Here is a 23,335-nt window from a genome sequence, read left to right on the forward strand (position 1 = left end):
TAACGGGTGATTAAATGGCACAAGATATTATAGATGGAATAAATCCAACAAGGATGGAATTATTATCTCTTAAAAATAGAACTAAACTCGCTGTTAAAGGACATGGTTTACTCAAAGAGAAAAGGGATGCTTTAATTAAAGAGTTTTTTGATATTTTGGATCGTGTCAAAGGTGTTCGTGAAGCTGCTGAAAAAAGCTTAAAAGAAGCTAATGAAGCTTTACTTGAAGCTCAGATAGCTATGGGTGACTTAGCTGTTAGAAAAGCATCTTTATCAGTTAAAGAATCTATTGATGTTGATATAAAATCTAGAAGTGTTATGGGAGTATCAGTTCCAGTAACTAATGTTAAAATGGAAGAAAGATCCATTATTGATAGAGGTTACAGTTTAGCTGATACTACTATACAATTAGATGAAGCTGCTAAAAAATTTGAAGACTCTATTAAGTTTTTAATTGAACTTGGTGAAGTAGAAAAAACTATTTTCTTACTTGCTGAAGAAATTGAAGCTACAAAACGTAGGGTAAATGCTTTAGAGCATATTATGATTCCTAGATTCGAAAATACTGAAAAATATATTGATATGAGACTCCAGGAAATGGAAAGGGAAAACTTTGTTAGATTGAAAATGATTAGGTCCACTATCGAGAAAAAAGATAATGAATCTAAAGAAGTAGAAGCTTAAGTTTTACTTAATCTTCTCATTTTCTATCTATTTTTTATTTATTTTTATTTTAAGGTTATTTTTAATGTTTTTTGTTTAAAAAAAGAGTTTTATATTTGTTATTGTAATTTTTTTTATTTACTAGAAAATTCTAGAAAGAGGAGTAAATATGCAACGTAATCCAATAGACCAATTTTTGAAGGACCCTGATAATAAAGCAAAAGTATTTGTCTGGTTAACTAAATCAATGGTGATAGTTACATTTATGATAACTATTGGTTTGATTATATTTATTTTACACTTACTTGGATTTTTTAGCTAGTTTATTTACAATTTGACTAGCTTTTTCTACTTTTTCATATAATTTATTAAAATCTTTATCTTTGTCTATTATTGTAAGTAAAGGTTCATCTTTTTGTGTGATTGATCCTAAATGTGGTGTATCATAAATGTTATTTAAATTTATTTTTTCATATATTGTTGTTTGTGGAGAATATATTATTTTTTTATAACTGTAAAATTTAGGTTTATTAATATCTATTATCTTATTTTGACAGGCTTTAATGTGAGCTTCAAGCATGTTGATTCCTAAAGATTGTTGACAGCATTCAAATGTTCCTTGTATTCTTGGATTTATTTCAAGAGCATATAATCCGTTTTTGTTTAAAATATAGTCTACTCCATTTGATCCTATTAATTTAAATTTTTGAATTAATTTTTCAGAGATAGTTTCCATTTTTTTGTTTATTTCATCAATATTTTTTACTTTTGTTAATATGGATTTTTTAGTTAATGGGAGGATATTTCCAATATATTTAAATTGATTATTGTTTTTAAAGTCGTGCTGGGTTAATAATCTAGAATTTATGATGGTTTTAGCTTCTTTTTTACTGGCTAGTACTGATGAACTTAAATTTATTCCATTAATATATTCTTGAACAATTAGTTTTTCATCTTCATTTAATTGCAATTGTGATGAATTATTCAATACTTTTGTATTATATCCTCCAGATCCACTACGAGGTTTTACAATATATTTAACATTAGGATTATTTTTCTGAATTTCAATAGCTTCATCTATATCATTAACACAAAATGTTTCAGGAGTTAAAAATTTATTTTTTATTTTTTTATAGAATTGGTATTTATCTTCAACTTCATTAACATCTTTATTTCCTAAAATCTTTTTTTGGTATTTTTTTTTAAAGTCATTTGGTGAGATTCCTGATACTGGAATAATATAATCAACTTCATCAAAATAATCTTTAGAAATATCTAAAATATTTCTGCTATTGAATTTATCTTCAAAAACACCACAGTTTTTGTCTTCAGTTTCATTTAATATTATTTTTTGGTTTTTAATAACTGGAACATCAGATGTTGAAAAATAGCTAGTAGAATAAACAGTATAATCTAATTTTAATGCACTTTCAATCATACTACGAGTATTTATTCCGATAAGTAGTAATTTTTCCATAAATTATCAAGTAAAAAAAGTTTATTAAAAATAGTCCCGAGCGGAGTCGAACCGCCGTCTCCGGGTCCAAAGCCTAGAAGGATTACCACTACCCTACGGGACTATACATTTGATTGTACTAGTAGTACAACATTCTATATTTATTTGATAAGTACTATATAAATGTATCGGTTTTATTTTAACTTTTTATAAAATAGGCATTTCTCATGCCATCCACAACTTCCACATATATACTTGACACTTTCTTTACTATTAAAAATAGTTGTTATTTTATTAAATAACTCTTGTGCATCATATTTTTTACTAGTATCTAATTTTGATATGATTTCATTGTCCATTTTTGTAATTTTTGCATTTTGTTTTTCGTTTTCACAAAGATTATTTTTTAAATTTGGACAACATTTGCAAATATCATCTGCTTTATTAGTAATTGAAATAATTGTGTTTTTGGATTTTCTTAAATTATTTATATAATTCATATTTTTAATAAAATTATCACTATATCCATAACCTTGAAATCCTTGGAGGCATAATAGGTGATGCCCTCTTAAAATAAGTTTCATATTATCTATAAAAAAAGAAATAAGGTTAAAAAACCTTATATTTTATTCTTTTGGTAAAAATACTTTTGATATGGAAGCTGCACTTAATATTTTTACAATATCTCCAACGATAAATGGAATGAGTCCCATTATTAATAATTCAGATATTCCTAACATAGTGCCTTGTGTTGCATAAGTCCATAAAGCTAATCCTATAAGTCCAGGAATGTAAATTATTGCAAAGTTAGCTATTCCAATAACTGTAGCCATTTTGGTAAAATTACGTGCGTCTGCATATTTGTCAGTTATAGCACCAATGAAGTATGATGCAAGAATAAATCCTACAAAGTACCCGCAATTGGATCCAAGAAGTACATCTATTCCACCACTCATATCAGCAAACCATGGAACGCATGCAACACCAAGAATAATATATAAAATTTGACTTAAACAGCCGTATTTTTTTCCTAATATTAAACCAGAACATAATACTGCGAATGTTTGTGCAGTTATAGGTACTGGAGTCCATGGGAGTGGAATAATAATTTGAGCCATTAAACCTGTGAAACAAGCCATTAATAATGACATTAATATTTTAGTAACAGTGCTAGATTCACGTATTCCTTCAAAAATAGTTTTCCTAGCATTATAATAACTATTTATATTCATAGTTTTTCCTCCTTGATTTTAAATCATAATACTTTAATATATTTGTTAGTTTTACTATTTAATTATTTGTTGAAAATTCTGAAAATGAATTGTTTCGTATTGGGTATAAATTTGTGTAGTGGATATATTAGTGTGTCCAAGTAATTGTTGGATTATTTTGATATTCACACCTTGTTTAAGCAAATTAGTAGCATAGGAGTGACGTAAAACATGGGGAGTTATTTTTTTATCAAGTTTTGATTCTTCACCATATTTTTTAATCATTAATTGAACATAACGTGAAGTTAATTGATTCCCACTTTTATTAACAAATAAATATTCACTTTGTTGTGTTCTTTTTTGTAAATATTTTTTCAATAATAAAATAGATGATTTATTAAGTAATATGATTCTATTATTGTCTTTTCCTTTAACTGTCATCTTTTTTTCGTTAAAATTTATATCATTAATTTTTAAGTTAATAAGTTCAGATACTCTTAATCCTGAGGAATAGAGTAAGGTTACTATTAATTTATCTCTTAATTTTGTAATAATGCGAAAGTTTGAATCAGAATTTTCATCCCATGTGATGCTGTTTAATAATATTTTTACTTCAGATTCTGTTAAGAAGTTAGGAATTGATTTGGTTCTTTTTGGGATGATTATTGAATCTAAAAAATGAATATTATTGAATTCAAGAAATTTTTTAACTACTACTGTAACTAAATATATGTAATTTTGACTAACATTTTTAACTATTTTTAAGTCGTTGATATATTTATTAAAATAGTTTACAAATTCTTTTTCATTATAAATAGCTATTTGTTGTTTTAAGTAATTTGTAAATTTTTGAATTATTGATGAGTAAGTTTTAATGGTGTTTTGCGAGTAATTATTAGTTTTTAAAGAATTTATATAATTTTCTTTTATTTTATTAAAATTATAAACATCGAGAATATTAATTTTATTCCCGTTATTGTCTATAATTTCATTTTTAAAATCATATGTTTCCATAGGCCACCTTATTAATCTATGGTTATTATTTTTAAATTATTAGGTTTTTTAACTATGTTCATAGATTTGAATGCTACTAATCTTTTTATTCCTTTTAATGAAGCAACATCTACAAGTCTTTGACTTATAACTCCATCAAAAATAACAGTATCTGCACTGTTTTCTATATTTTTAATTTCTTCATAGATATTTTCAACTTCTACTTCTTGGGTCATGTTTAAAGCTTCATCTAATATAGCTCCACACCCACTACCTTCAAATTCTTTTAACATATCTTTCATTAATTTAGTTTCATCATCTTCAATAGGAATCTCTTCAATCATATCTGTTTCTTGTTTGGTTTTATTTTCAAATTGTTGGTGTTTTGTAGTTGTATGTTTGTTGTGTTTGTTACTATGTTTTTTATGATTTGATTTGCTATTGGATTCATTTAATATGTTGTTGGTAGCTAAGAACTGTGCTGTAGGAACTTTATCTCTTAGTGCAATTAATACTTCGTCTTTTTCAAGATCTTCAACTTCTTTACCTTTTGGAGCGCGTGTAATATAATCAACATCTCCTATTTGCAATAGTTCTTTTAAGATAAGTTCTCCACCACGATCACCATCTACAAATGCAGTTGTGGTTCTTTTTTTACTTAAATCACCTATTGATTGTGGAACACTTACTCCTTCAACTGCTACTGTATTTTTAATTCCATATTTAAGTAAATTTAAAACATCACTACGGCCTTCTACAACTATAATTGCATCTGAAGTGTGTATACTTGGACCTGCAGGTAATTTATCGTCTCCATATTCTGAAATTTCATGGATACGCATTGCTTCTCTTACTTCTTCAATCATTCTTGTACTAGCTGGACTAGCACTTTCAATCATGTTTTTGTAAATTTCTTTTGCACGATTTACAACTTGTTCTCTTTTTACTGCTCTAACATCTTCAACTTTTATTGTGTGAATTTCTGCTTCACAAGGTCCTACACGATTGATTGTTTCAAGTGATGCTGCTAGGATAGCTGTTTCAACTCTATCTAAACTGGATGGAATTACAATTTCTCCTTTTGCTCTTCCACTGTTGGAATGTATGGTTACTTGGATTCTACCAATTCTTCCAGTTCTTTGAAGTTCTCTTAAATCTAAATCATTACTTAATAATCCTTCTGTTTGTCCAAATACTGCACCGACAACATCTGGTTTTTCTACAATTCCATTTGCATTAATTTGTGCGTGAATTAAGTATTTTGTTGTAGTTAATTCTTCTCCTTTTCCCATTGTTAAGCCTCCTTTTATTTTATTGGCTTATTTTTCTCATCTTTTTTAAAAATTGGGTATTTTAAGAAAATAATCAATTGATAAACATATTTTATATCTTTAATTAAGATATCTTATATACACTAAAAAGAGTTAGAATCTACTGAGCATATTACTAATTTTTCCATAGTTTGTTTTGAATTTTAAAATTATATTTTAGTTAGTAATTTTAACTGCTCCTTTTTGTTTTTAAAATTGAATAATAAATAAATTGTAATAATAAATGTAAATAAACTCTTTATAAGTATAATATTGAGTATTTTTTAATACTTCATTAACTAATTTTGAAAATACTAATATATATAATTATTAGTCATATCAAAAATTTTGAAAAATCTTTTTAGATAGTGTTTACATATATAAATAATATTTAATTAAGAGAAGTGATTCAATGTCAATAACCCCTAAAGATTTATTACATAATAAAAAAGATTTAAATAAAAATATTGCTGTAGAAAATATAGATTTAAGTGAAGTATCTATTGATGATTTGGTGTATAATAAGAAAAATTATGAAAATTATATTAACTTGAAATCTTTACTTGACTGTGTTTCTACTTGTCAAATTTCTGATGCGTATAATGGAATTTCAAGAAGATCTGGTGTTATTAAGGAATTAAAACCTATTAATAAATTAAGAGTTTGGGGTAGAATTACTACTTGTGTAACAAATTCTGATGATTGGGGAACCTCTGCATTAGCTATTGATGAATCTAATTATGGTGATGTATTATTTATTAAAACTAATAATTCAGACATGTCTGTGTGGGGAGAATTAGCATCAACTTGTGCTAAAAAGAATGGAATTAAATCTACTGTGATTTATGGTTCTGTTAGAGATTTAGATGCTCTTTATTATATGGATTATCCTATTTTTGCATGTGATTATGCTCCGAATGCAGGTTCTGCATTGGGTTTGGGTGAAATCAATGTTGATGTTGATATAAATGGCATGACTGTTTGTCCGGGAGATTTTTTTTATGGGGATGAAACTGGTGTTGTTGTTATTCCTCAAAAATTATTTAAAAAAGTCATGATACAAACATTAGCTGTTAAATTGAAGGAGTCTAATATTATTGAAGATATAAATCAGGGAAAAACATTATCTCAGGTAGTTGGGTTAAAATAGTGTTTAAGACAATCAAATAGTAAAACATTTAAATAGCAAATTTTATTGATATATAAATATATCTATACATTTATATATTAGTTTATGCATATCTATTAAGTGATACAGATTATTTTATGATTGATTTTTTATGAAAGTTTTAGGAAATAGTTTGCACATTGCAAATTCTGGAAAATTAATAGCTAGATCATCTAAAACACCTAGTCCTGGTGGTATTGTTTTTAATAGCGATAAAACTAAAATAGGTAAGGTTAGCTATGTTTTTGGACCTACTAAGAATCCATATGTTTCAATTAAGTTATTTAGATCTGCTAATTTAAATAAAATTAAGAAAAACTATGGTGAAAAACTGTTTGTATCAAGACCAAAATCTAAAAAACCTAGGAAGAGGAAGGTGAAAACACGAAACAAAAAGTAAATGAAATCCCTAGAGAAGTTGGACATAAAAGAACTGAAAAAGAAATCATGCAAGGGGATGTTTATGATAAAGATAAACAAACCGTATGTCCAGAATGTGGATCCACAGAATTAATTGGTGATTATGAAAGGGCTGAAGTTGTTTGTGCTCACTGTGGATTAGTTATTGATGAAAATTTAGTGGACATGGGTCCTGAATGGAGGGCATTTGACCACGAACAAAGAGATAAACGTACTAGAGTTGGGGCTCCAATTACTTACACCATTCACGATAAAGGTTTAAGTACTATGATTGATTGGAGGAATAAAGATATTTATGGTCGTGATATTCCTGCAAGAAACAGAGCACAATGGTATAGATTAAGGAAATGGCAAAGAAAAATTAGGATTTCTGGTGCTACTGAACGTAATTTAGCATTTGCATTAAGTGAATTAGACAGAGATTCTTCAAGATTAGGTCTTCCAAGAAGTGTGAGGGAAGCTGCATCTGTAGTATATAGAAGTGCAGTAGATAATAAACTTATTCGTGGAAGGAGTATTGAAGGAGTAGTTGCTGCTTCTTTATATGCTGCTTGTAGACGTTGTAATGTTCCCCGTACTTTAGATGAAATAGCTGAAGTATCAAGAGTTACTAAAAAAGAAGTAGGTAGAACTTACAGGTTCCTTACACGGGAATTAAATATTAAATTACCACCAACTTCTCCAGTAGATTATGTGCCAAGATTCGCTAGTGAATTAGGATTATCTGGTGAAGCACAATCCAGAGCTATTGAAATTATTGAAAAAGCTATGGAAAAAGGTTTAACTTCTGGAAGAGGTCCAACTGGTGTGGCTGCTGCTGCTTTGTATATTGCATCTGTTTTATTAGGTGAAAGAAAAACTCAAAGAGATGTAGCAGATATTGCTGGAGTTACTGAAGTAACTATAAGAAATAGGTACAAAGAATTAACTGAACAACTTGAAATGGGTGTAACATTATAAACACCATTTCATTTAACTTTTTTTACTATATTTTTCTATACGGTATATTAACTCATTAATGATACCATCATTATTTGTTTTTTTAACTTTAGATAAGTTACTTTGATATTTTGGAAGTCTTTTTAAGAATTTTTCTACTTTTTGAGGATTCATTTGCTCGTGATATTCTCCGTAGCCTAATTTTTCAACATAAAATCCATTTAATGTTTGTTCAAAGTTTCCAATAGCTGGAACACTATATATAGGTTTTTTAAGACAGATTGCTTCGGATATAAATGTAAATCCTCCATTACATATAACTGCTTTTGCACTAGCTAAATCATTATAAAATTCATCTTCATTAAATAATTTATATCTTAAATTTTCATCTATTTTATCCTTATTGAACCCATAGACAATGAACTGTTCATTAAGAGATTTTAATTGTTCAACTAGTTTTCCACTTTCTTTACTTGTTTGATAAACAACAATATGGTCTTCAGTGGTAGGTTTTAATTTTAAAATATCCTCACGAATTACTGGAGGATAAAGTACTGCTCTTTTTTTAGGTCTAATTTTAGGATAAAAAAAACTAGTTAAAATATGTATTTTAGGTTTTATTACATATGATTTAATAACTCCTTTTGCTTTTAGCATTTCGCCTTGATGTTTTGGAGGATAGTCTATTGCAGTTTGTGTAATCATATGGATATTATCTAAGCTAATTAAAGGTATGTTAAGAAGTTTAGAAACTATTGTTGCATAAATTTCAAAATCAGTAACAATAATATCTGGAGATAGTTTTCTTGCTTTTTTATATAATTCTTCATATCCTTCTTTAATATTAAGTGGGTTACGTTTAATTGCATTAATTAGTGTTTTTATGTTGCTAACTTTGTTATTTATATAAACAGTATTAAATCCACCTATTTTGTAAACATTATCAAATTTTTTATTTAAGTAATTGTATGCTCTGTCACTACTGAATATGTATATATCATATTTTTCTTTTATCCTATCAATTATTACACTACTTCTAATAGCATGGCCCATTCCTTCACCACAAATGCAATAGAATATTATTTTTTTATTTCTATTGTCTGATTTGTTGGAATTCTTAAAATAGGTTTTTGCAGAGTTTAATTTTTGCATAGATTCATCATAATTATTTTTTAATTGAGTTAATTTTTCAGATTCTATGGCAATTTTATCAAGTTTATGTTTGCTTATATGTTCTTTTTCATGATTAAAACCATAATTTAAATCTGATGCATCTGTTCGGATACCTAAAAAGTCATTTACAGTACTTTTACCATACTGTTTAGCTAGTGTTGTTAAACCTTCTTCTTCAAGACGTCTTGTAGAAACTCCAATTTTAGCATTTCTTAAAACTTTAAATTTTTCTTTTTTAGCTAATCTTTCAATATATTCAGTGTCTTCACCAAATGTTAATTCTTCATTAAATCCATTGCAACGCTCATGTAACTTTCGTTTAGTTATTATCCCATAACAACCTGCACCATGGGGTTTAATTTTTTCAACACTAATCATGAATAAATTAGCTAAATCATGTAATATTTTATCTTCTGTTTTTTTAGAAAGAGGTTTCATTTGTGTAATTGCTATTCCTAATCTTTCCATTTTAAATTCATAAATAACTTTTGCAAGATAATCTTCAGTAAGTTTTAAATCAGAATCTAAAAATAATAAATATTCTCCTTTAGCTACTTTAGCACCATTATTTCTACCTACAGCAGGCATACCTCCTTCAACTACAACACACCCATATTCTTCAGCTATTTTAACAGTATTATCTTTAGAATTTGCATCAGCAACAATTATTTCATAATCATTAAAATCTTGCTGTTTAATACTTTCTAAAAGTATTGGAAGATATTCTTCTTCATTATATGTAGGTATAATAATGCTTAAAATCATATATTAATATTACATTTTTGAACTTATAAATTTTTATTAATTAAATATATGAATAAATATTCCATGAAATAGTATAATAATCACATTTATTGTTTAAAGGAATTTTTAAGTCTTTTATTAATTCCATTTCATTATAATTGTGGTTAATAGTGTAAACAAGTTTATTTCCTTCATGCTGAACACTTTCTACTGGAAAATCATTTAATTCAATATTGTCTGTAGGATTTACAACTTCCAAAGTATAATATTCACTATTTGCTCCAAAAATAGCTATTGAAAGCCTTAAACTTATAAAAAGTATGGCTATTATGTATGGCAATAATCTATTTAAATAAAATTTTAATTCACTTAGTCCTACATCTTTGTAGGATGGTTTTTCATTTTTGACTTGCTTTAATATGTTTTTATTTTTTAAAATAACTCCACAAATGTAATCAAAGTAATAATGATTTCTGTATATTAAATAAAGTCCACAAATACCTAACATTGAAGGTGTAGAAAACATACCTCCATCTAATCCACCTATAAGTAAACATGCTGAAAAAAAACTTAAGAGTATAGTTGTTGGAGCTAATCTTTTTTGATTACCTAATATTTCAAATATAAACAGTATTGGGAATAATATAATTACTATTTTTGCCATATTCGGAACATAAGTGTATAATCCTACTCCTGTATTGATTTCACTTTCAATAAATGGTCCAATTAGGGAAGTTATAAATTCTCCAAATATGGATTTAAGTAAATGGGTGTGTAAAATACTTGTACTGGCTGCTTGAGTATTTTCACTCATAAAAGTAACATTTAATGGAATTCCTAAGTTCTGTCTAAAAATAATTTCAACAATAATTCCGGAAATTAATAAGATACTTCCTATGCAAACTGCAATTTTCAAGTATTTGTCAGAATTTATATCTCTGTTTTTTAAGGTAAATATTTGACTTAATATTAAAAATACTCCAAACAGTCCAAAAAATAGGATATCTTTTCCTTTAGAAGAACCCATTAAGAATATGCGAGTTATTGGTCTTATTACTGAATTAAAAATGTCAGTTACAAAAAGCACTCCTGCAAATAGTATAAATATAATTCCTACCAATATTATATTATTCCTTTTCATTAAGATTAATTTAAGTTTTAATGATTTAAAAGATTTACTAAAGAGATTTTATAATGTTTACATTAGAATATTTTATTGGTTTAATTTTAATTGGTGTTGTTGCTGGATTTGCATCTGGTCTTTTAGGTGTGGGTGGTGGATTTTTAATTGTCCCATTTCAGTATTTCTTATTGGAATACTTAGGCCTTAATCCTTCTTTAGCAATGCTCATATCTCTTGGAACTAGCTTGGCAATTATTATTCCAACGGCATCTAGTGGTGCATATAGACATTTAAAAGTTATGGATGATATTTTAGAACCTGGAATAAAATTAGGATTGTTTGGTATTGTTGGAGGGGTTATCGGTGGTTTAATAGCATCAATATTACCTACTCAGATATTAAAAATCATCTTTGGATGTTTATTATTATTTGTAGCTATTCGTAATTTGGTATTAGCTAATAAAAAAGATTCAAAAGCCAGAATTCAATTTAATATAATTAATATTGCAGTCATTGGTATCCTAGTTGGAATTTCTTCTGGTCTTTTAGGAATTGGTGGTGGAATATTTTTAATGGTGCTTTTAACTTCAATATTTGGATTTTCTATGATTAAATCAATTGGAATTTCTTCAATATTTATTAGTTTAACAGCTATTGGAGGAACAGTATCATATATAATTTCCGGTTGGGGAATTAATCCATTTCCATTTTCTTTAGGATATATAAGTCTAGTTAATTTTATAGTTATTGCAATGTTTTCAGTACCATTAGCTTATTATGGTGCTAAAATAGCACATAAATTACCTGAAAAAAGATTAAAACAAGTATTTGGTTTAGTTGTGTTGTATATTTCACTTAAAATGTTAGGAATTTTACCATGAGAGTATGGAGTAAGGATATAACTAAATTTAATCTTTAAATTTTACTCCCATACCCATTGCAGTAATTTGGAAACTATCTCCACCAATACCAATTAAACTATATTCTATTTTTAAATCTAATATTCCATTTCCTCCATTAGCTTTAATGTCAGTAGCTATTTGGATTAGAACATTATCTTTAGCTTTTTTAAGCATTTTCAAAGTATCTTTTTCATTTTTTTCAGGGTCTGTCTGTATTAATCGTTTATCTCTTTCTAAGATAACTGTAGCATGGAATTGATCTATAATTTCAATTTTTTTATTGATTGGATGGGAACTTGTTATAAATATAAAATTCAAATCATTGATTTTTTTATTACTTTCGAGTTCATTCTCAACTATGTTTGTATTTATAGTTCGCACTGGTTTTTCTTTTCCAGTTATTTTGTAATATGAATCATATATTTTGGAATAACAATAATCAGTAATCTTTTTAAAGAATCCAAAGAAATAAGAAATTATTCCAATAATAACTACTAAAAAGAAGTAATTAATAACTGTTGGAATAGCTGCCTGTAATATTACAACTATTGATCCAAGTGTGATTGCATTTACTCCTAATGTAGGATTTGCAATAATAAAACCATAAATTACAGTTACGAGGAATAAAATAAATGCACTTATTGCTCCAATATCTTCACCAATAATTTTTTTAGCTAATATTGTTTCAGCATATCCTGCAGCTAATGGTGCAAATACAAGTCCAAAGTTCCATCCATAAATATCAATATGGAAATATAAAAAAATATAATAGGTTAAAATACCAATAACTGTTCCAAAAGAAATGCAGATAATTGCTTCTTTTAAATTATCTGTTTTTTCTATTATTTCTTTAAAATTCATGTTACTCGTATTTTATAGCAGTACCATAAGCTGTTACAAGTATTGTGTTACCCATGGTACCTCCTAAATTATCATAAGAAATTTTAAGCCCGATTATAGCATTAGCATCTAAATATTTAGCTTTTTCTTCCATACTGTTTAGTGCAATGTCACGTGCTTTTTGAATTTCTTCTTCGTATCTTGATGTTCTTCCACCTACAACATCACGAACACCTGAAAACAAATCTTTATAAATATTAGCTCCAATTAATGATTCTCCAGTTACTAAACCTTTATATTCGATAATTTCTTTGTTTTCCAGGGTATTTGCAGATGTTAATATCATGTTCATCACTTATTTCATAAATGTCATTACTGCCCAAACAGCTAAGAAAATTATAATAACTCCAGTTAATGCATATCTACTTTTCTTTTGTTGATTAATTCTTTGATCCCAAACTTTTTGACAGTCTGGAGAGCATACAAGTTCATTTAAAGGTATTGGGGTTCCACAAATTGGGCAATGTTTATGAGGTTCTACAGCCATATTATCACCATATTTTTTATATTTTAAAAAAGTTTTTAGTAGTTTTTGTAACTTCTTTCGCAAGTTTTTCTACATTATAATCGTTTTTATAATGAGCAATTGTTTTTAGTATATGAGGTAAATATTTAGGTTCATTTTTATTACTTTTAGGTTTTTTATCAAAATTTTTAGGTATTAAAAATGGAGCATCAGTTTCAATCATTAATTTATTTCCTGGAATCACACTCACAGCATCCTGCAAGTCTTTACCTCTTTTCATATCACAAATCCATCCAGTAACACCAATGCAACATCCTAACTCAATATAATTTTGAGCTTCTTGTTTGGTTCCTGTAAAACAATGAACTACTGCTTTTTCACAGATATCTTCATGTTTTTTTAAGATATTATATAAATCTTCATGTGATTCTCTTTCATGTAAAAATAAAGGCATATCTAAATTTTCAGCTAGTTCAACTTGTTTTTCAAACCATTTTCTTTGAATATCTCTTGGAGAAAAATCACGGTTATAATCAAGACCACATTCTCCAATAGCTACAACACAATTATTTTCAGCTATTTTTTCTAATTCAAAAAGAGTATTTTCATCACATGTTTTTGCATCATGAGGATGAATTCCAGAAGTAGAATATAAAATTCCAGGATAATTAGATGCATAATCACAAGCTATTTCACTTGATTTGACATTGGTTCCAGTAATTATAAATTGAGAAACTCCAACATTATTTGCATCTTCAATTATTTCCTGTTTATTCTTTTTAAAAGAGGGATGCATTAAATTAAGACCAATATCAATAAGATTTTCCACTTAATCACCTAATTTATTTGTTGATAACTTTGGTCCCTACTTCTTCCCCATTAATAGCTTTAACTAAGTTTTCGACTTCATAACCACTAGCTATTATAGTTTCAAGGGAAGATCTTTTAATCATTTGAATAGCAGTCATATCAAAGAATTCATAGGTTCCAGCTTTATTATCTTTGCCACTAATAAAATCAATCATTTCACTAGCTGTAATTTCTTTAATTAATTCAGCATCATCATATTTATTAGGATCCTTATTATACATTCCATCAACAGATGTTAAGTTAATAAGTTTATCTGCATGAATATATTCTGCTAAAATAGCTGAAACTGCATCAGTACTATGAGCAGGTTCTGTTCCACCCATTACAATTATTTTACCAGTAGCTGAATATTCAAGAGCTTCCTGGAAGTTATGTGGTACTTTTTGGTAAGCAGCATCACCAAGTGCAGATAATAATAATTTAGCATTAATTCTTGTAACTTCAATTCCAATATCATCACATTGAGCTTCACCAGCTCCAAGGTCACGAACAACTCCAATATATTCTCTAGCAGGTTTTCCCCCACCAACAACTACAAATATTTCATGTTCATTAGCTAGTGATTTTAATATTTCACTATATTCTTGGAATTTTTTACAATCATATTCTTTTAATAAAATTGATCCTCCAATTGCTACGACTATTTTCATATATTCACCTTAACTATTATTTATTCAAATGATATTATTTAAATTTTAAATTACTTGTGTTTTAAAAAGGAGAATAATTTTTTATCTTTTTTACATATTAAATTCAGAAATATTTGTTTTAAAAATAGCTAGTTTTAACTATTATTTTAATTATTCTTTTATTTTTAGTCATGTTATATTCATGTTGAATAGTGAGTTAATTTAACTGAAAATTAGATGTATGTTTATTTAAATTTTTAAAATAAGAAAAAGAATTAAATTTAGTCAGCATGACCAAATTTAATTTTAAGTTTTTTAATAAATATTCTAGCCCAAGTGTAACCAAACATGGAACCTATGAAGCTTCCTATAATTACTCCTGCAAAGACACCCATTTCTCCATAGCCTAATATTATTCCAAATATGTATGCAAAGACTACTTCAGCAAATAATGATCTTACAATAGTTATTATTAATGAAGATGTTCCTTTTCCAATTCCTTGGAATACAAATGATCCTGCAATACCAAATGGTACGAATATTAAGAAGAAACAGAATATTCTAAGTGCGAATGCTATTTGTGATGTTAAATATGCTGTTGCTGCTGAGTAAGAGAATAACAATGCGATTTGCGGTGCAAATATAAATGTTAGTACTCCTAAAATCAATGAAATTACTAATCCAAATTTGATACTGTATGTGAAACTAATTTTTAATTTTTCATAGTTACGAGCACCATATGCTGCTCCTGCTACTGTTAAAAGTGCAGTAGCTATACCCATTAATGGAATCATAGCCATGGATACAATTCTCATACTTGCAGTATATACTGCTACTGCAGTTGTTGTTGAAACAATAACGAGCATTGCATTTATTGCCATGGTAAGTCCTGAGATAATTAATTGTTCTGCTGTAGATGGTATAGCTACTTTCATGATTTCAATTATAATTCCTTTGCTTTTTTTGAATTGATTAAAACTTAAATTCATGTATGTGTCTTTTTTAATCCATATCCAGTATGCCATTACAATGCAGGATATTCCTGCAGAAATTACAGTTGCCCAAGCAGCTCCACTTATTCCCATATTTAATGTGTATATAAAAATTGGGTCAATAATAATATTTAATACAGCTGTAATGGCTATTGCTATTGTAGCTCTGTTTACATCTCCTTCTGATCTTAATATTGATGAAAGTACTGCTGAGAATAAGAATACTATTAATAATCCAAATGTAACTACACTGTAATCCATACATAAGTCAGTAACACTAGCCCCTCCCATGATTACGACTATTTCTGGGATTAATGGGAGCAATATTATTGGAATTACAATACCTATGATTATGGTTAATATTACTGCATGTAATGCAGCATTGTTTGCTACATGGTCTTTTTTAGCTCCAAATGCTCTTGCAATTAATGAGTTTGCACCTGCACCTACTCCGTTTCCAAGTCCAACAATAATCATAAATAGTGGTGTTATAAAACCTAGTGCTGCTAAAGCATCTGCTCCAAGTCCTGATACCCATACACTATCTGCTAAATTATAAAGCATTATGAGAAGCATAGATAACATCATTGGCCAAGCTAATTTGTTAATAGCTTTTTTTGGATCTCCAGTTATTAATTCAATGTTCGCGTGTTTTCCTTTGGTCATATCAGCCATTTTCTTCCTCCTTTTGTGTGTTTTTTTGAATGTTTATTGATGAGATGGTCATTTTCCTCATTAATTCAACTATTTGCTTTTCGTTAGTATTGCATGTTGAATATATTTGGTTTTCCCATTCATTATTTAAATTCATGATTTTTAAAGCAACTTCTCTCCCTTTTTCAGTTAAAGATAATTGGTATTTTCGCCTATTATTTTCATTTATTTCTTTGTTTATAAGTTGTTTTTCTTGTAATTTTTGTATTGATCTAGCTATACTTCCTTTATCTATCTTAAAATGATTTACAATGTCTTCTTGGCAGGAAGTTCCTTTGTATAGTAGATATGCAAGTATGGGTGCATGTGATGAGGTTATTTCTTCGTTTTTAAGACAATTGTTTAAGTATATTAAGTATTGCCTATGTATTATAGAAATAAATGTAATAAATTTATTATGTTCATCTTTAAACAGATTCATGTCACATTTCATAAAAATCATTTTTTATAAATTTTATTTTGAAAATTTACAATTTTAATATTATGATTTTATACTATATAAAACAGTTGGTATGACAACAATTGTTATAACAATAATTGATAATTACAACAATAATTAGTTAAGTAAAAAAATAAAAAATGAGGTTAATTTAATATTATTTGCGTAATAATCTTTTAAATACTACATAAATAAACATTATTACTAAAATTACTAGTACAACTGGCAGTATACTTAATAAAATTGTATCATTAACTTTATCAAAATGATATTCTCTATTAAAGTCCATTTGTGAAGCATCAGTATGGTTAGCAGTTATTTTAGCAAAATTGTATTGTAAATCATAATAGCTAATGTATGCTCCGTCATAACATATATAATCTGGTGCTTGCTCATGTTCATCCATGTAGTTTTTAACAATTCCTCCCATTTTTATATAATCGTAAATTGAATATGAGTCTTTAGTCAATATTGAATATTTTAATGGGGAATTTGGAGCTTTATAATCTTTAGGACTTTCTAAACCATTTCCATTTAAATATGAACTAGTTAAATATAATAGCTGTTCTGCAGAATAATTATTATATGTATCATTCATTTCATTGTTTCTATTATTTAAAAGACTTTGACTAGCTTGGGCCATACTTGAAGGTGCTAATTTATGAGTTATTACTAAATCATTGTTATAATGTTTGGTGCTGTTGTAATTATTTATTTTATTAATGATTTCTTGAGCAATATATTTATTAGCTTCATCATTATTTTGGCTTAAATGACCGTCAGAACCTTTATCAGGATATTCCTTTAATGGTTGGATGTAGTTAACTCCTGAATCATTAAGAAAGGTTCCTGGTTGATTAATTCCTGCAAAAATTGATTTTGAATAATTATCGTCCCATGCTCTTCTTAGTGAATTTGCATTATCTAAATCATAATCTCCAGTATTTACGAAGATTATTTGTTTATTTGGAGTTGATGAAGAGTATTTGCTTAAAACTAAAAAATTACCAGGATCTACTGCAGCTAGTGCCACACTAACATTTGCATTTGCTTCAATAGCTCGTGTTCCCTCACCAGGTCCTGGAGCTTGACTATCAACTATTACTTTGATTTTTCCATTACTCATGTCTTCAATGTATGTTTTTATGGAATTTAGCATATCTGCATCCTCATTTGTCCCCATGATGTTGTCTGAGGTTAAAAAAACAGTTGTAGTTGCAGATACTTCTTGAATTATGCTAGTTAATAATAGGATAGCTAGTAAGATAATTACAATTTGTTTTTTCATAAGCTTATTTCACTTTTTATAATATAATAACTTTTGTATGTTACTTTGTTAAATTATTTATTAAATGGATTATTTTTCATATTTGATGATTTGTATTTGTTTTTTAGAAAAAATTTAAATAAATTAAAGTTTAATAGCCTTTTTGAGGATTTAAAGAAGATTATCTTTTATTTTAAGTTCTGTAATGTTGTTATTTTAAAAAATAATAGTTGGTGTGTTAAATTGGATTGACTTTATAAAATTATATCTAAGTATTTATTTTAAAATATTTGGTGTTATTTGTCTATGTTTAATAGTTTGATATTAATTTTATAGTTTGTTTAAATTTTAACATTTGATAATTGTTATTTTTAAAATGTAAACTGAAAATAAAAAGTTTAATTGCTAATTAGTAGCTGATTTGAAGTTAATTAATAGTAGTTAAAAAATGTCCTCAAGATAGGAGATTTAAATGTTTGAAAGTAAAGGAAAACATTTCATTGTTTCTTTAGTTTCATTAATTTTAGTATTGGCAACTATGGGTATGTCATTTGGTGCTGATTTAAATGAAACTTTTGAAACTCATGAAATAAATCTGGATAAAGATAATTTGGAAAATTCTCAAAATGATATTGTACAAACTAATGAAATAACTCTTAATGGTGGAAAATTTAGTGATATTCAAAAATCAATTGATAAAGTAGATGATGGGGGAAAAATTTATTTAAATGGTTATTATAGTGCAGATAACAGTAATTCGGTAGTATTTATAAATAAAAATCTTGAAATTATTGGAGGTTCTAATACGATTTTAGATGGAAAAAATATTTCTTGTATTTTTTCAATTCAGGAATCTGGATCAAAATCTACGATAAATAATTTAAAATTTATCAATGGTAACTCTGGACAGGGAGGAGCTATGATAATTCTTGGAAAAGATGTAACTATTAAAAATTCAGTTTTTGAAGATAATTATGCAGATCATTCTGGTGGTGCAATATATACTCTTTCAATTTTTGATAAAAGTGGTAACTATCCAATTAATGGAAATAATTTATTTATACAAAATTGTAATTTCACAAATAACTTTGCACAAATAGCTGCAGGGGCTGTAGGTGCGTATGGAAATAATACTAAAATTGTGGGTTGTAATTTTATAGCTAATAAAGTTAAACCAAGAATAAATCATGAAGCATATGGTGGTGCGATTCAGGTTGGTCGTGATGAGTATGATTTACACTCAGATATTATAAATTGTAATTTTATTAATAATCAAGCTATTGCACATAATTTAAATACTTCTCATGGGGGTGCAGGTTGTGTTAGAAATGGAATAACTTATCAAAATTGTAAGTTTATTAATAATTCTGCAAATCAGGGTGGTGCGTTAACTTATCATGCATCAGGTATTATTAAAAATTGTAATTTTAGTAATAATTATGCAAAACTTTATGGTGGTGCATTAAGTACAGGTTATGCAAATATGAATATGGATTTGAAGGTTGTTGATTGTAAATTTGATCAAAATAAGGCTCTTTATGGTGGTGCTATTCAATTAAAAGGTAAAAATATAGAAATTCAAAGTTCAGTATTTAAAAAGAATGTTGCAGCAATAAATGGTGGTGCTGTAAATATTGTGGCTAAAACAGTTAAAATTAATAATGTTGAGTTTAATGGTAACATAGCTAATGTAAATGGTGGTGCTGTTTATATTAATGGTGATAAAACAACTGTTGAGGATTCTTCATTTGTAGCTAATGAGGCAATTCCAGATGTTAAAAAATTAGATGATGGTTTAGGTGGTGCTATTTATATAAATAGCTCTTCAGCTACTATTAGTAAAAACACTTTTAATAATAATGTTGCAAGAAATGGTAGTGCTATTTACTATGATAAATCTGGTTTGAATTGTATTATTTCAGACAATATAATGGCTGAAAATCAAGCATGGGTATATGCATTACCAATTCATGCTAAAAATATTTATTATGGGGATATTTGTGAAATTTCAGCTACTATATTTGGAGGAAATAATATAGCTAAATATGGGGATTTATCTGTTTCAAATGCAATTTATAATTGTGCAAAACAAGATAAAATCAAAGTAAATGGTGAAACTCCAATTTTAGGAGCTAGTAATAATGGGAAATTGTATCAGGATAGTAGAGAGTACAATATGGATGTTTTGTTAACTGTGGTTCATGAAGATGGTTCTGTAGTTTTTAATAAAACTTTAAAATCAGATTTTAAAGGTTATGTTTCAAATGTTTTAAAAAATGTAAAACCTGGAAAATATAAAGTTAGTGCAACTCACTTTGAAGATACTTATTATAAATATATTACAAATGTCACCTTTTTTAATGTGTATCCAAAAGCAGATCTTCAAGTAAATAAAAATTCTAATTTAATAGATGCTAATTATGGTGATGTAGTAATATGGACTTTAAAAATTACAAATAATGGACCTAATAAAGCAACTGGAATTAAATTAAAAGACTTAATTCCGGAAGGTTTGTTTATTTTAAGTTGCAATGATAAAAATTACAACCAAAAAACAGGTATTTTAAATATTGCTTCACTTAATATTGGTGAATCTAAAATCATAACAATCACAACATTAGTTAATAAAACAGGAACTTTTATAAATAATGCTAGTGTCCAAGGAAATGAATATGATTGGAATTTAAAAAATAATAATGATTCTGCAAGTATTAAAGTTAACTCATCTGCAGATTTAGTTATTGAAAAATTTGTTAATGATACTAATCCTAAATTTAACAGTTTAGTTAAATGGACTTTAAAAGTTACTAATAATGGTCCAAATAAATCAACTGGAGTTTTTGTTAAAGATTTACTTTCTAAAGGATTGATTTATATTTCCGGTAATGGTAACTATGATTTTAAATCTGGGATATGGAATATTGGAACTTTGGAAAGTGGTAAATCTATTTCCATTGATATTATCACATTAGTTAATAAAACTGGTAAAATAGTTAATGAGGCTAATGTGTCTGGAAATGAATATGATTGGAATTTAAGTAATAATTATGATAATAGTTCTATTGATGTTGATGTGTGTGCAGATTTAGTTATTGAAAAATTTGTTAATGATATTAATCCTAAATTTAATAGTTTAGTTAAATGGATTTTGAAAGTTACTAATAAGGGTCCAAATAATGCAACAGGCGTTATTGTCCAAGATATTTTGCCTGAAGGATTAATTTGTTTGGATGATTCATTTAAAGGTATTTGGAAAGTTGGTAATTTGCTTGTTAATCAAACAAAAGAATTAGAAATAATTTGTTTAGTTAATAAAACTGGTAAAATAGTTAATATTGCAAATGTCTCTGGAAATGAATATGATTGGAATCTAAAAAATAATTTTGCAAATAACAGTATTGATGTTAATTCAAGTGTTGATCTTTCTGTTAAAAAATATGTAAACAATATTGATCCTGATTTTGGTGAAATGATTAAATGGTCAATTATTGTTTCAAATAATGGTCCAGATACTGCAACTAATGTTCAAATTAAGGACTTATTAGATGAGGGGTTAATATTTGTAAAATCTAAATTAACAAATGGTCATTATGATGTAAAATCTGGAATATGGTTTATCAGTTCATTAAAATCTGGAATTAATGAAACATTGGATATTTATTGTAAGGTGAATAAATTAGGTAACATTTTGAATGTAGCTAGTGCTAGTTCTAATGAATATGATTGGAACAAATCTAATAATGTGGATAATGAATCTATTGATGTAGTTAAAGTAGCTGATTTGGCTGTTGTTAAATTAATTAATAATTCAAATCCTAATTATAATGATTTAGTTACATGGTCAATAATTGTTAAAAATATTGGGCCAAATTCTGCGACTGGTGTTATAGTTAATGATTTGCTCCCAAACTCTTTAGAATATATTTCATTTAATTCACTTAAAGGTGTTTATGATCCAATAAGTGGTGTGTGGAATATTGGAAATTTAGATGTTGGTGAAGAGTTAAGGTTAGATATTATTTCTAGGATAGTTAAAACAGGAAACATTACAAACTTTGTTAAAGTTAAAGGTAATGAAAAAGATAATAATTTAACTAATAATCATTTTGAAAAATCAATTCAAGTTAAATCATCTGCAGACTTGTCTATTGTAAAATCAGTATCAAAACAAGAGTTTTATGTTGATGATTTGATTGAATATTTAATTGAGATTATTAATAATGGTCCAGACACTGCAGAAAATGTTAAAGTAATAGAAATATTAAATAATAATTTAAAATTGCTGTCTGCAGAATCTACTAAGGGTATTTTTGATAGTAAAAATAATATTTTAACTATCGGTTCTATGGGTGTTGGTGAAAAAGTTATTTTGACTGTTAAAGCTATTGCATTAACTTCTGGTCAATTTGAAAATAAAGTAAATGTTTTATCTGATACTTATGATTATAATGAATCTAATAATCATGATGAAGTTAATGTTCTTGTTTTGGATGAATTAGTTAAAGAAATTGAAGATAATGTAAAATCTTTAATATTGGATAAAAAGTTAAATAATCCATTTTATAAAGCTTTAACTTCTAAGTTGGAAACTATAACTCCATTATCTGCTTTAACACATGTTGGTTTGCAAAAAACTGGATTACCAATATTTTTATTACTTTTAGTTTCAGGAATTTGCATTGGATTTTCACCTATTAAAATTTCAAAGAAGAGATAATTTAAAGTAGCTATTTAGCTACTAATTTTTATTTTTTTCAACCGCTTTTTTAAATTTTTAAAGTACTAAAATTATTAATTTTTGCATCAATTATTTCTATATTTATCAATACAACTATTAAAAAAATAATTCAAAATTTTTATATATTCAATAGTTTTAAATAGAACTTTTAACAAATATTTATTTAGATATTGGTGTAATTATATTAAATTACATTTTTTATCTAATTAATTAATAATG

At 27.0% G+C, this 23,335-nt stretch carries 22 protein-coding genes and 1 tRNA gene; 7 read left to right on the forward strand and 16 right to left on the reverse strand.

Going from position 1 to position 23,335, the window contains the following annotated elements; all coding sequences use genetic code 11:
* The first annotated feature begins 14 nt into the window (after positions 1 to 14).
* Both Q0984_RS06225 and Q0984_RS06230 read left to right on the forward strand, forming a co-directional pair.
* Positions 15 to 683 carry a V-type ATP synthase subunit D gene (locus Q0984_RS06225; RefSeq protein WP_299525196.1) on the forward strand — a complete coding sequence of 223 codons (669 nt, stop codon included), beginning with the start codon at positions 15 to 17 and terminating at the stop codon, positions 681 to 683.
* A gap of 148 nt (positions 684 to 831) precedes the next feature.
* Positions 832 to 984 carry a hypothetical protein gene (locus Q0984_RS06230; protein WP_299525198.1) on the forward strand — a complete coding sequence of 51 codons (153 nt, stop codon included), beginning with the start codon at positions 832 to 834 and terminating at the stop codon, positions 982 to 984.
* Here the strand turns inward: Q0984_RS06230 and Q0984_RS06235 are convergent.
* From Q0984_RS06235 to dnaG, 6 genes are all read right to left on the reverse strand, one after another.
* Positions 964 to 2,139 (reverse strand): ATP-grasp domain-containing protein, encoded by a 1,176-nt coding sequence (locus Q0984_RS06235; RefSeq protein WP_299525201.1) that lies wholly within the window; start codon positions 2,137 to 2,139, stop codon positions 964 to 966. The genes Q0984_RS06230 and Q0984_RS06235 overlap by 21 nt on opposite strands.
* 31 nt (positions 2,140 to 2,170) lie before the next feature.
* Positions 2,171 to 2,242: transfer RNA gene (locus tag Q0984_RS06240), tRNA-Gln, on the reverse strand.
* Between the two features lie 70 nt (positions 2,243 to 2,312).
* Positions 2,313 to 2,702: a DUF1284 domain-containing protein gene (locus tag Q0984_RS06245; RefSeq protein ID WP_299525204.1), complete on the reverse strand. Its 390-nt coding sequence runs from the start codon at positions 2,700 to 2,702 to the stop codon at positions 2,313 to 2,315.
* Between the two features lie 42 nt (positions 2,703 to 2,744).
* A complete protein-coding gene (locus tag Q0984_RS06250; protein ID WP_299525207.1) occupies positions 2,745 to 3,350 on the reverse strand; it encodes a biotin transporter BioY in 606 nt (201 codons plus the stop codon).
* Positions 3,351 to 3,404: 54 nt separating this feature from the next.
* Entirely contained in the window at positions 3,405 to 4,343 is a 939-nt protein-coding gene (gene xerA, locus Q0984_RS06255; protein WP_299525210.1) for a site-specific tyrosine recombinase/integron integrase, read from the reverse strand.
* 11 nt (positions 4,344 to 4,354) lie between these two features.
* Positions 4,355 to 5,614, reverse strand: coding sequence for a DNA primase DnaG (dnaG, locus tag Q0984_RS06260; protein ID WP_299525213.1), 1,260 nt, complete (start codon positions 5,612 to 5,614; stop codon positions 4,355 to 4,357).
* 430 nt (positions 5,615 to 6,044) lie between these two features.
* Between dnaG and Q0984_RS06265 the strand changes: the two genes are divergently transcribed.
* The 3 genes from Q0984_RS06265 to Q0984_RS06275 all read left to right on the forward strand — a co-directional run bounded on the left by Q0984_RS06265 (position 6,045) and on the right by Q0984_RS06275 (position 8,180).
* Positions 6,045 to 6,782, forward strand: coding sequence for an RraA family protein (locus Q0984_RS06265; RefSeq protein ID WP_299525216.1), 738 nt, complete (start codon positions 6,045 to 6,047; stop codon positions 6,780 to 6,782).
* 130 nt (positions 6,783 to 6,912) lie between these two features.
* Positions 6,913 to 7,200 carry a Gar1/Naf1 family protein gene (locus Q0984_RS06270; protein ID WP_299525219.1) on the forward strand — a complete coding sequence of 96 codons (288 nt, stop codon included), beginning with the start codon at positions 6,913 to 6,915 and terminating at the stop codon, positions 7,198 to 7,200.
* Between the two features lie 47 nt (positions 7,201 to 7,247).
* A complete protein-coding gene (locus tag Q0984_RS06275; RefSeq protein WP_004032173.1) occupies positions 7,248 to 8,180 on the forward strand; it encodes a transcription initiation factor IIB in 933 nt (310 codons plus the stop codon).
* A gap of 12 nt (positions 8,181 to 8,192) precedes the next feature.
* Here Q0984_RS06275 and Q0984_RS06280 read toward each other — a convergent pair whose 3' ends face one another.
* Together Q0984_RS06280 and Q0984_RS06285 are read right to left on the reverse strand one after the other, a co-directional pair.
* Positions 8,193 to 10,097, reverse strand: a complete 1,905-nt coding sequence (locus Q0984_RS06280) for an MJ1255/VC2487 family glycosyltransferase (protein WP_299525222.1) — start codon at positions 10,095 to 10,097, stop codon at positions 8,193 to 8,195.
* A 40-nt stretch (positions 10,098 to 10,137) separates the two neighbouring features.
* Positions 10,138 to 11,103: a hypothetical protein gene (locus Q0984_RS06285; RefSeq protein ID WP_299525409.1), complete on the reverse strand. Its 966-nt coding sequence runs from the start codon at positions 11,101 to 11,103 to the stop codon at positions 10,138 to 10,140.
* A gap of 164 nt (positions 11,104 to 11,267) precedes the next feature.
* Between Q0984_RS06285 and Q0984_RS06290 the strand changes: the two genes are divergently transcribed.
* The gene (locus tag Q0984_RS06290) at positions 11,268 to 12,080 is read left to right on the forward strand and encodes a sulfite exporter TauE/SafE family protein (protein ID WP_365907164.1); all 813 of its coding nucleotides are present in this window, start codon (positions 11,268 to 11,270) and stop codon (positions 12,078 to 12,080) included.
* Positions 12,081 to 12,107: 27 nt separating this feature from the next.
* Here Q0984_RS06290 and Q0984_RS06295 read toward each other — a convergent pair whose 3' ends face one another.
* The 8 genes from Q0984_RS06295 to Q0984_RS06330 form a co-directional block, all read right to left on the reverse strand.
* Complete coding sequence (locus Q0984_RS06295; protein ID WP_299525228.1) at positions 12,108 to 12,962, reverse strand: hypothetical protein; 855 nt, start codon at positions 12,960 to 12,962, stop codon at positions 12,108 to 12,110.
* 1 nt (position 12,963) lies between these two features.
* Positions 12,964 to 13,287: a YbjQ family protein gene (locus Q0984_RS06300; RefSeq protein ID WP_299525231.1), complete on the reverse strand. Its 324-nt coding sequence runs from the start codon at positions 13,285 to 13,287 to the stop codon at positions 12,964 to 12,966.
* 9 nt (positions 13,288 to 13,296) lie between these two features.
* A complete protein-coding gene (locus Q0984_RS06305; RefSeq protein WP_299525233.1) occupies positions 13,297 to 13,488 on the reverse strand; it encodes a DUF2116 family Zn-ribbon domain-containing protein in 192 nt (63 codons plus the stop codon).
* Positions 13,489 to 13,504: 16 nt separating this feature from the next.
* Entirely contained in the window at positions 13,505 to 14,296 is a 792-nt protein-coding gene (locus tag Q0984_RS06310; RefSeq protein WP_299525236.1) for a TatD family hydrolase, read from the reverse strand.
* A gap of 13 nt (positions 14,297 to 14,309) precedes the next feature.
* Positions 14,310 to 14,987 carry a UMP kinase gene (pyrH, locus tag Q0984_RS06315; RefSeq protein WP_299525239.1) on the reverse strand — a complete coding sequence of 226 codons (678 nt, stop codon included), beginning with the start codon at positions 14,985 to 14,987 and terminating at the stop codon, positions 14,310 to 14,312.
* Between the two features lie 260 nt (positions 14,988 to 15,247).
* Entirely contained in the window at positions 15,248 to 16,633 is a 1,386-nt protein-coding gene (locus tag Q0984_RS06320; RefSeq protein WP_299525242.1) for an MATE family efflux transporter, read from the reverse strand.
* Positions 16,626 to 17,105, reverse strand: coding sequence for a MarR family winged helix-turn-helix transcriptional regulator (locus tag Q0984_RS06325; protein WP_299525245.1), 480 nt, complete (start codon positions 17,103 to 17,105; stop codon positions 16,626 to 16,628). The genes Q0984_RS06320 and Q0984_RS06325 overlap by 8 nt, the downstream gene beginning before the upstream one ends.
* A 163-nt stretch (positions 17,106 to 17,268) precedes the next feature.
* Entirely contained in the window at positions 17,269 to 18,399 is a 1,131-nt protein-coding gene (locus tag Q0984_RS06330; RefSeq protein WP_299525248.1) for an adhesin, read from the reverse strand.
* A 451-nt stretch (positions 18,400 to 18,850) separates the two neighbouring features.
* On the opposite strand from Q0984_RS06330, the gene Q0984_RS06335 reads away from it, so the two are divergent.
* Positions 18,851 to 23,095: a hypothetical protein gene (locus Q0984_RS06335; protein ID WP_299525251.1), complete on the forward strand. Its 4,245-nt coding sequence runs from the start codon at positions 18,851 to 18,853 to the stop codon at positions 23,093 to 23,095.
* Positions 23,096 to 23,335: the final 240 nt, after the last annotated feature.

The sequence above is a fragment of the uncultured Methanobrevibacter sp. genome (assembly GCF_934746965.1).
GTDB lineage: Archaea > Methanobacteriota > Methanobacteria > Methanobacteriales > Methanobacteriaceae > Methanocatella.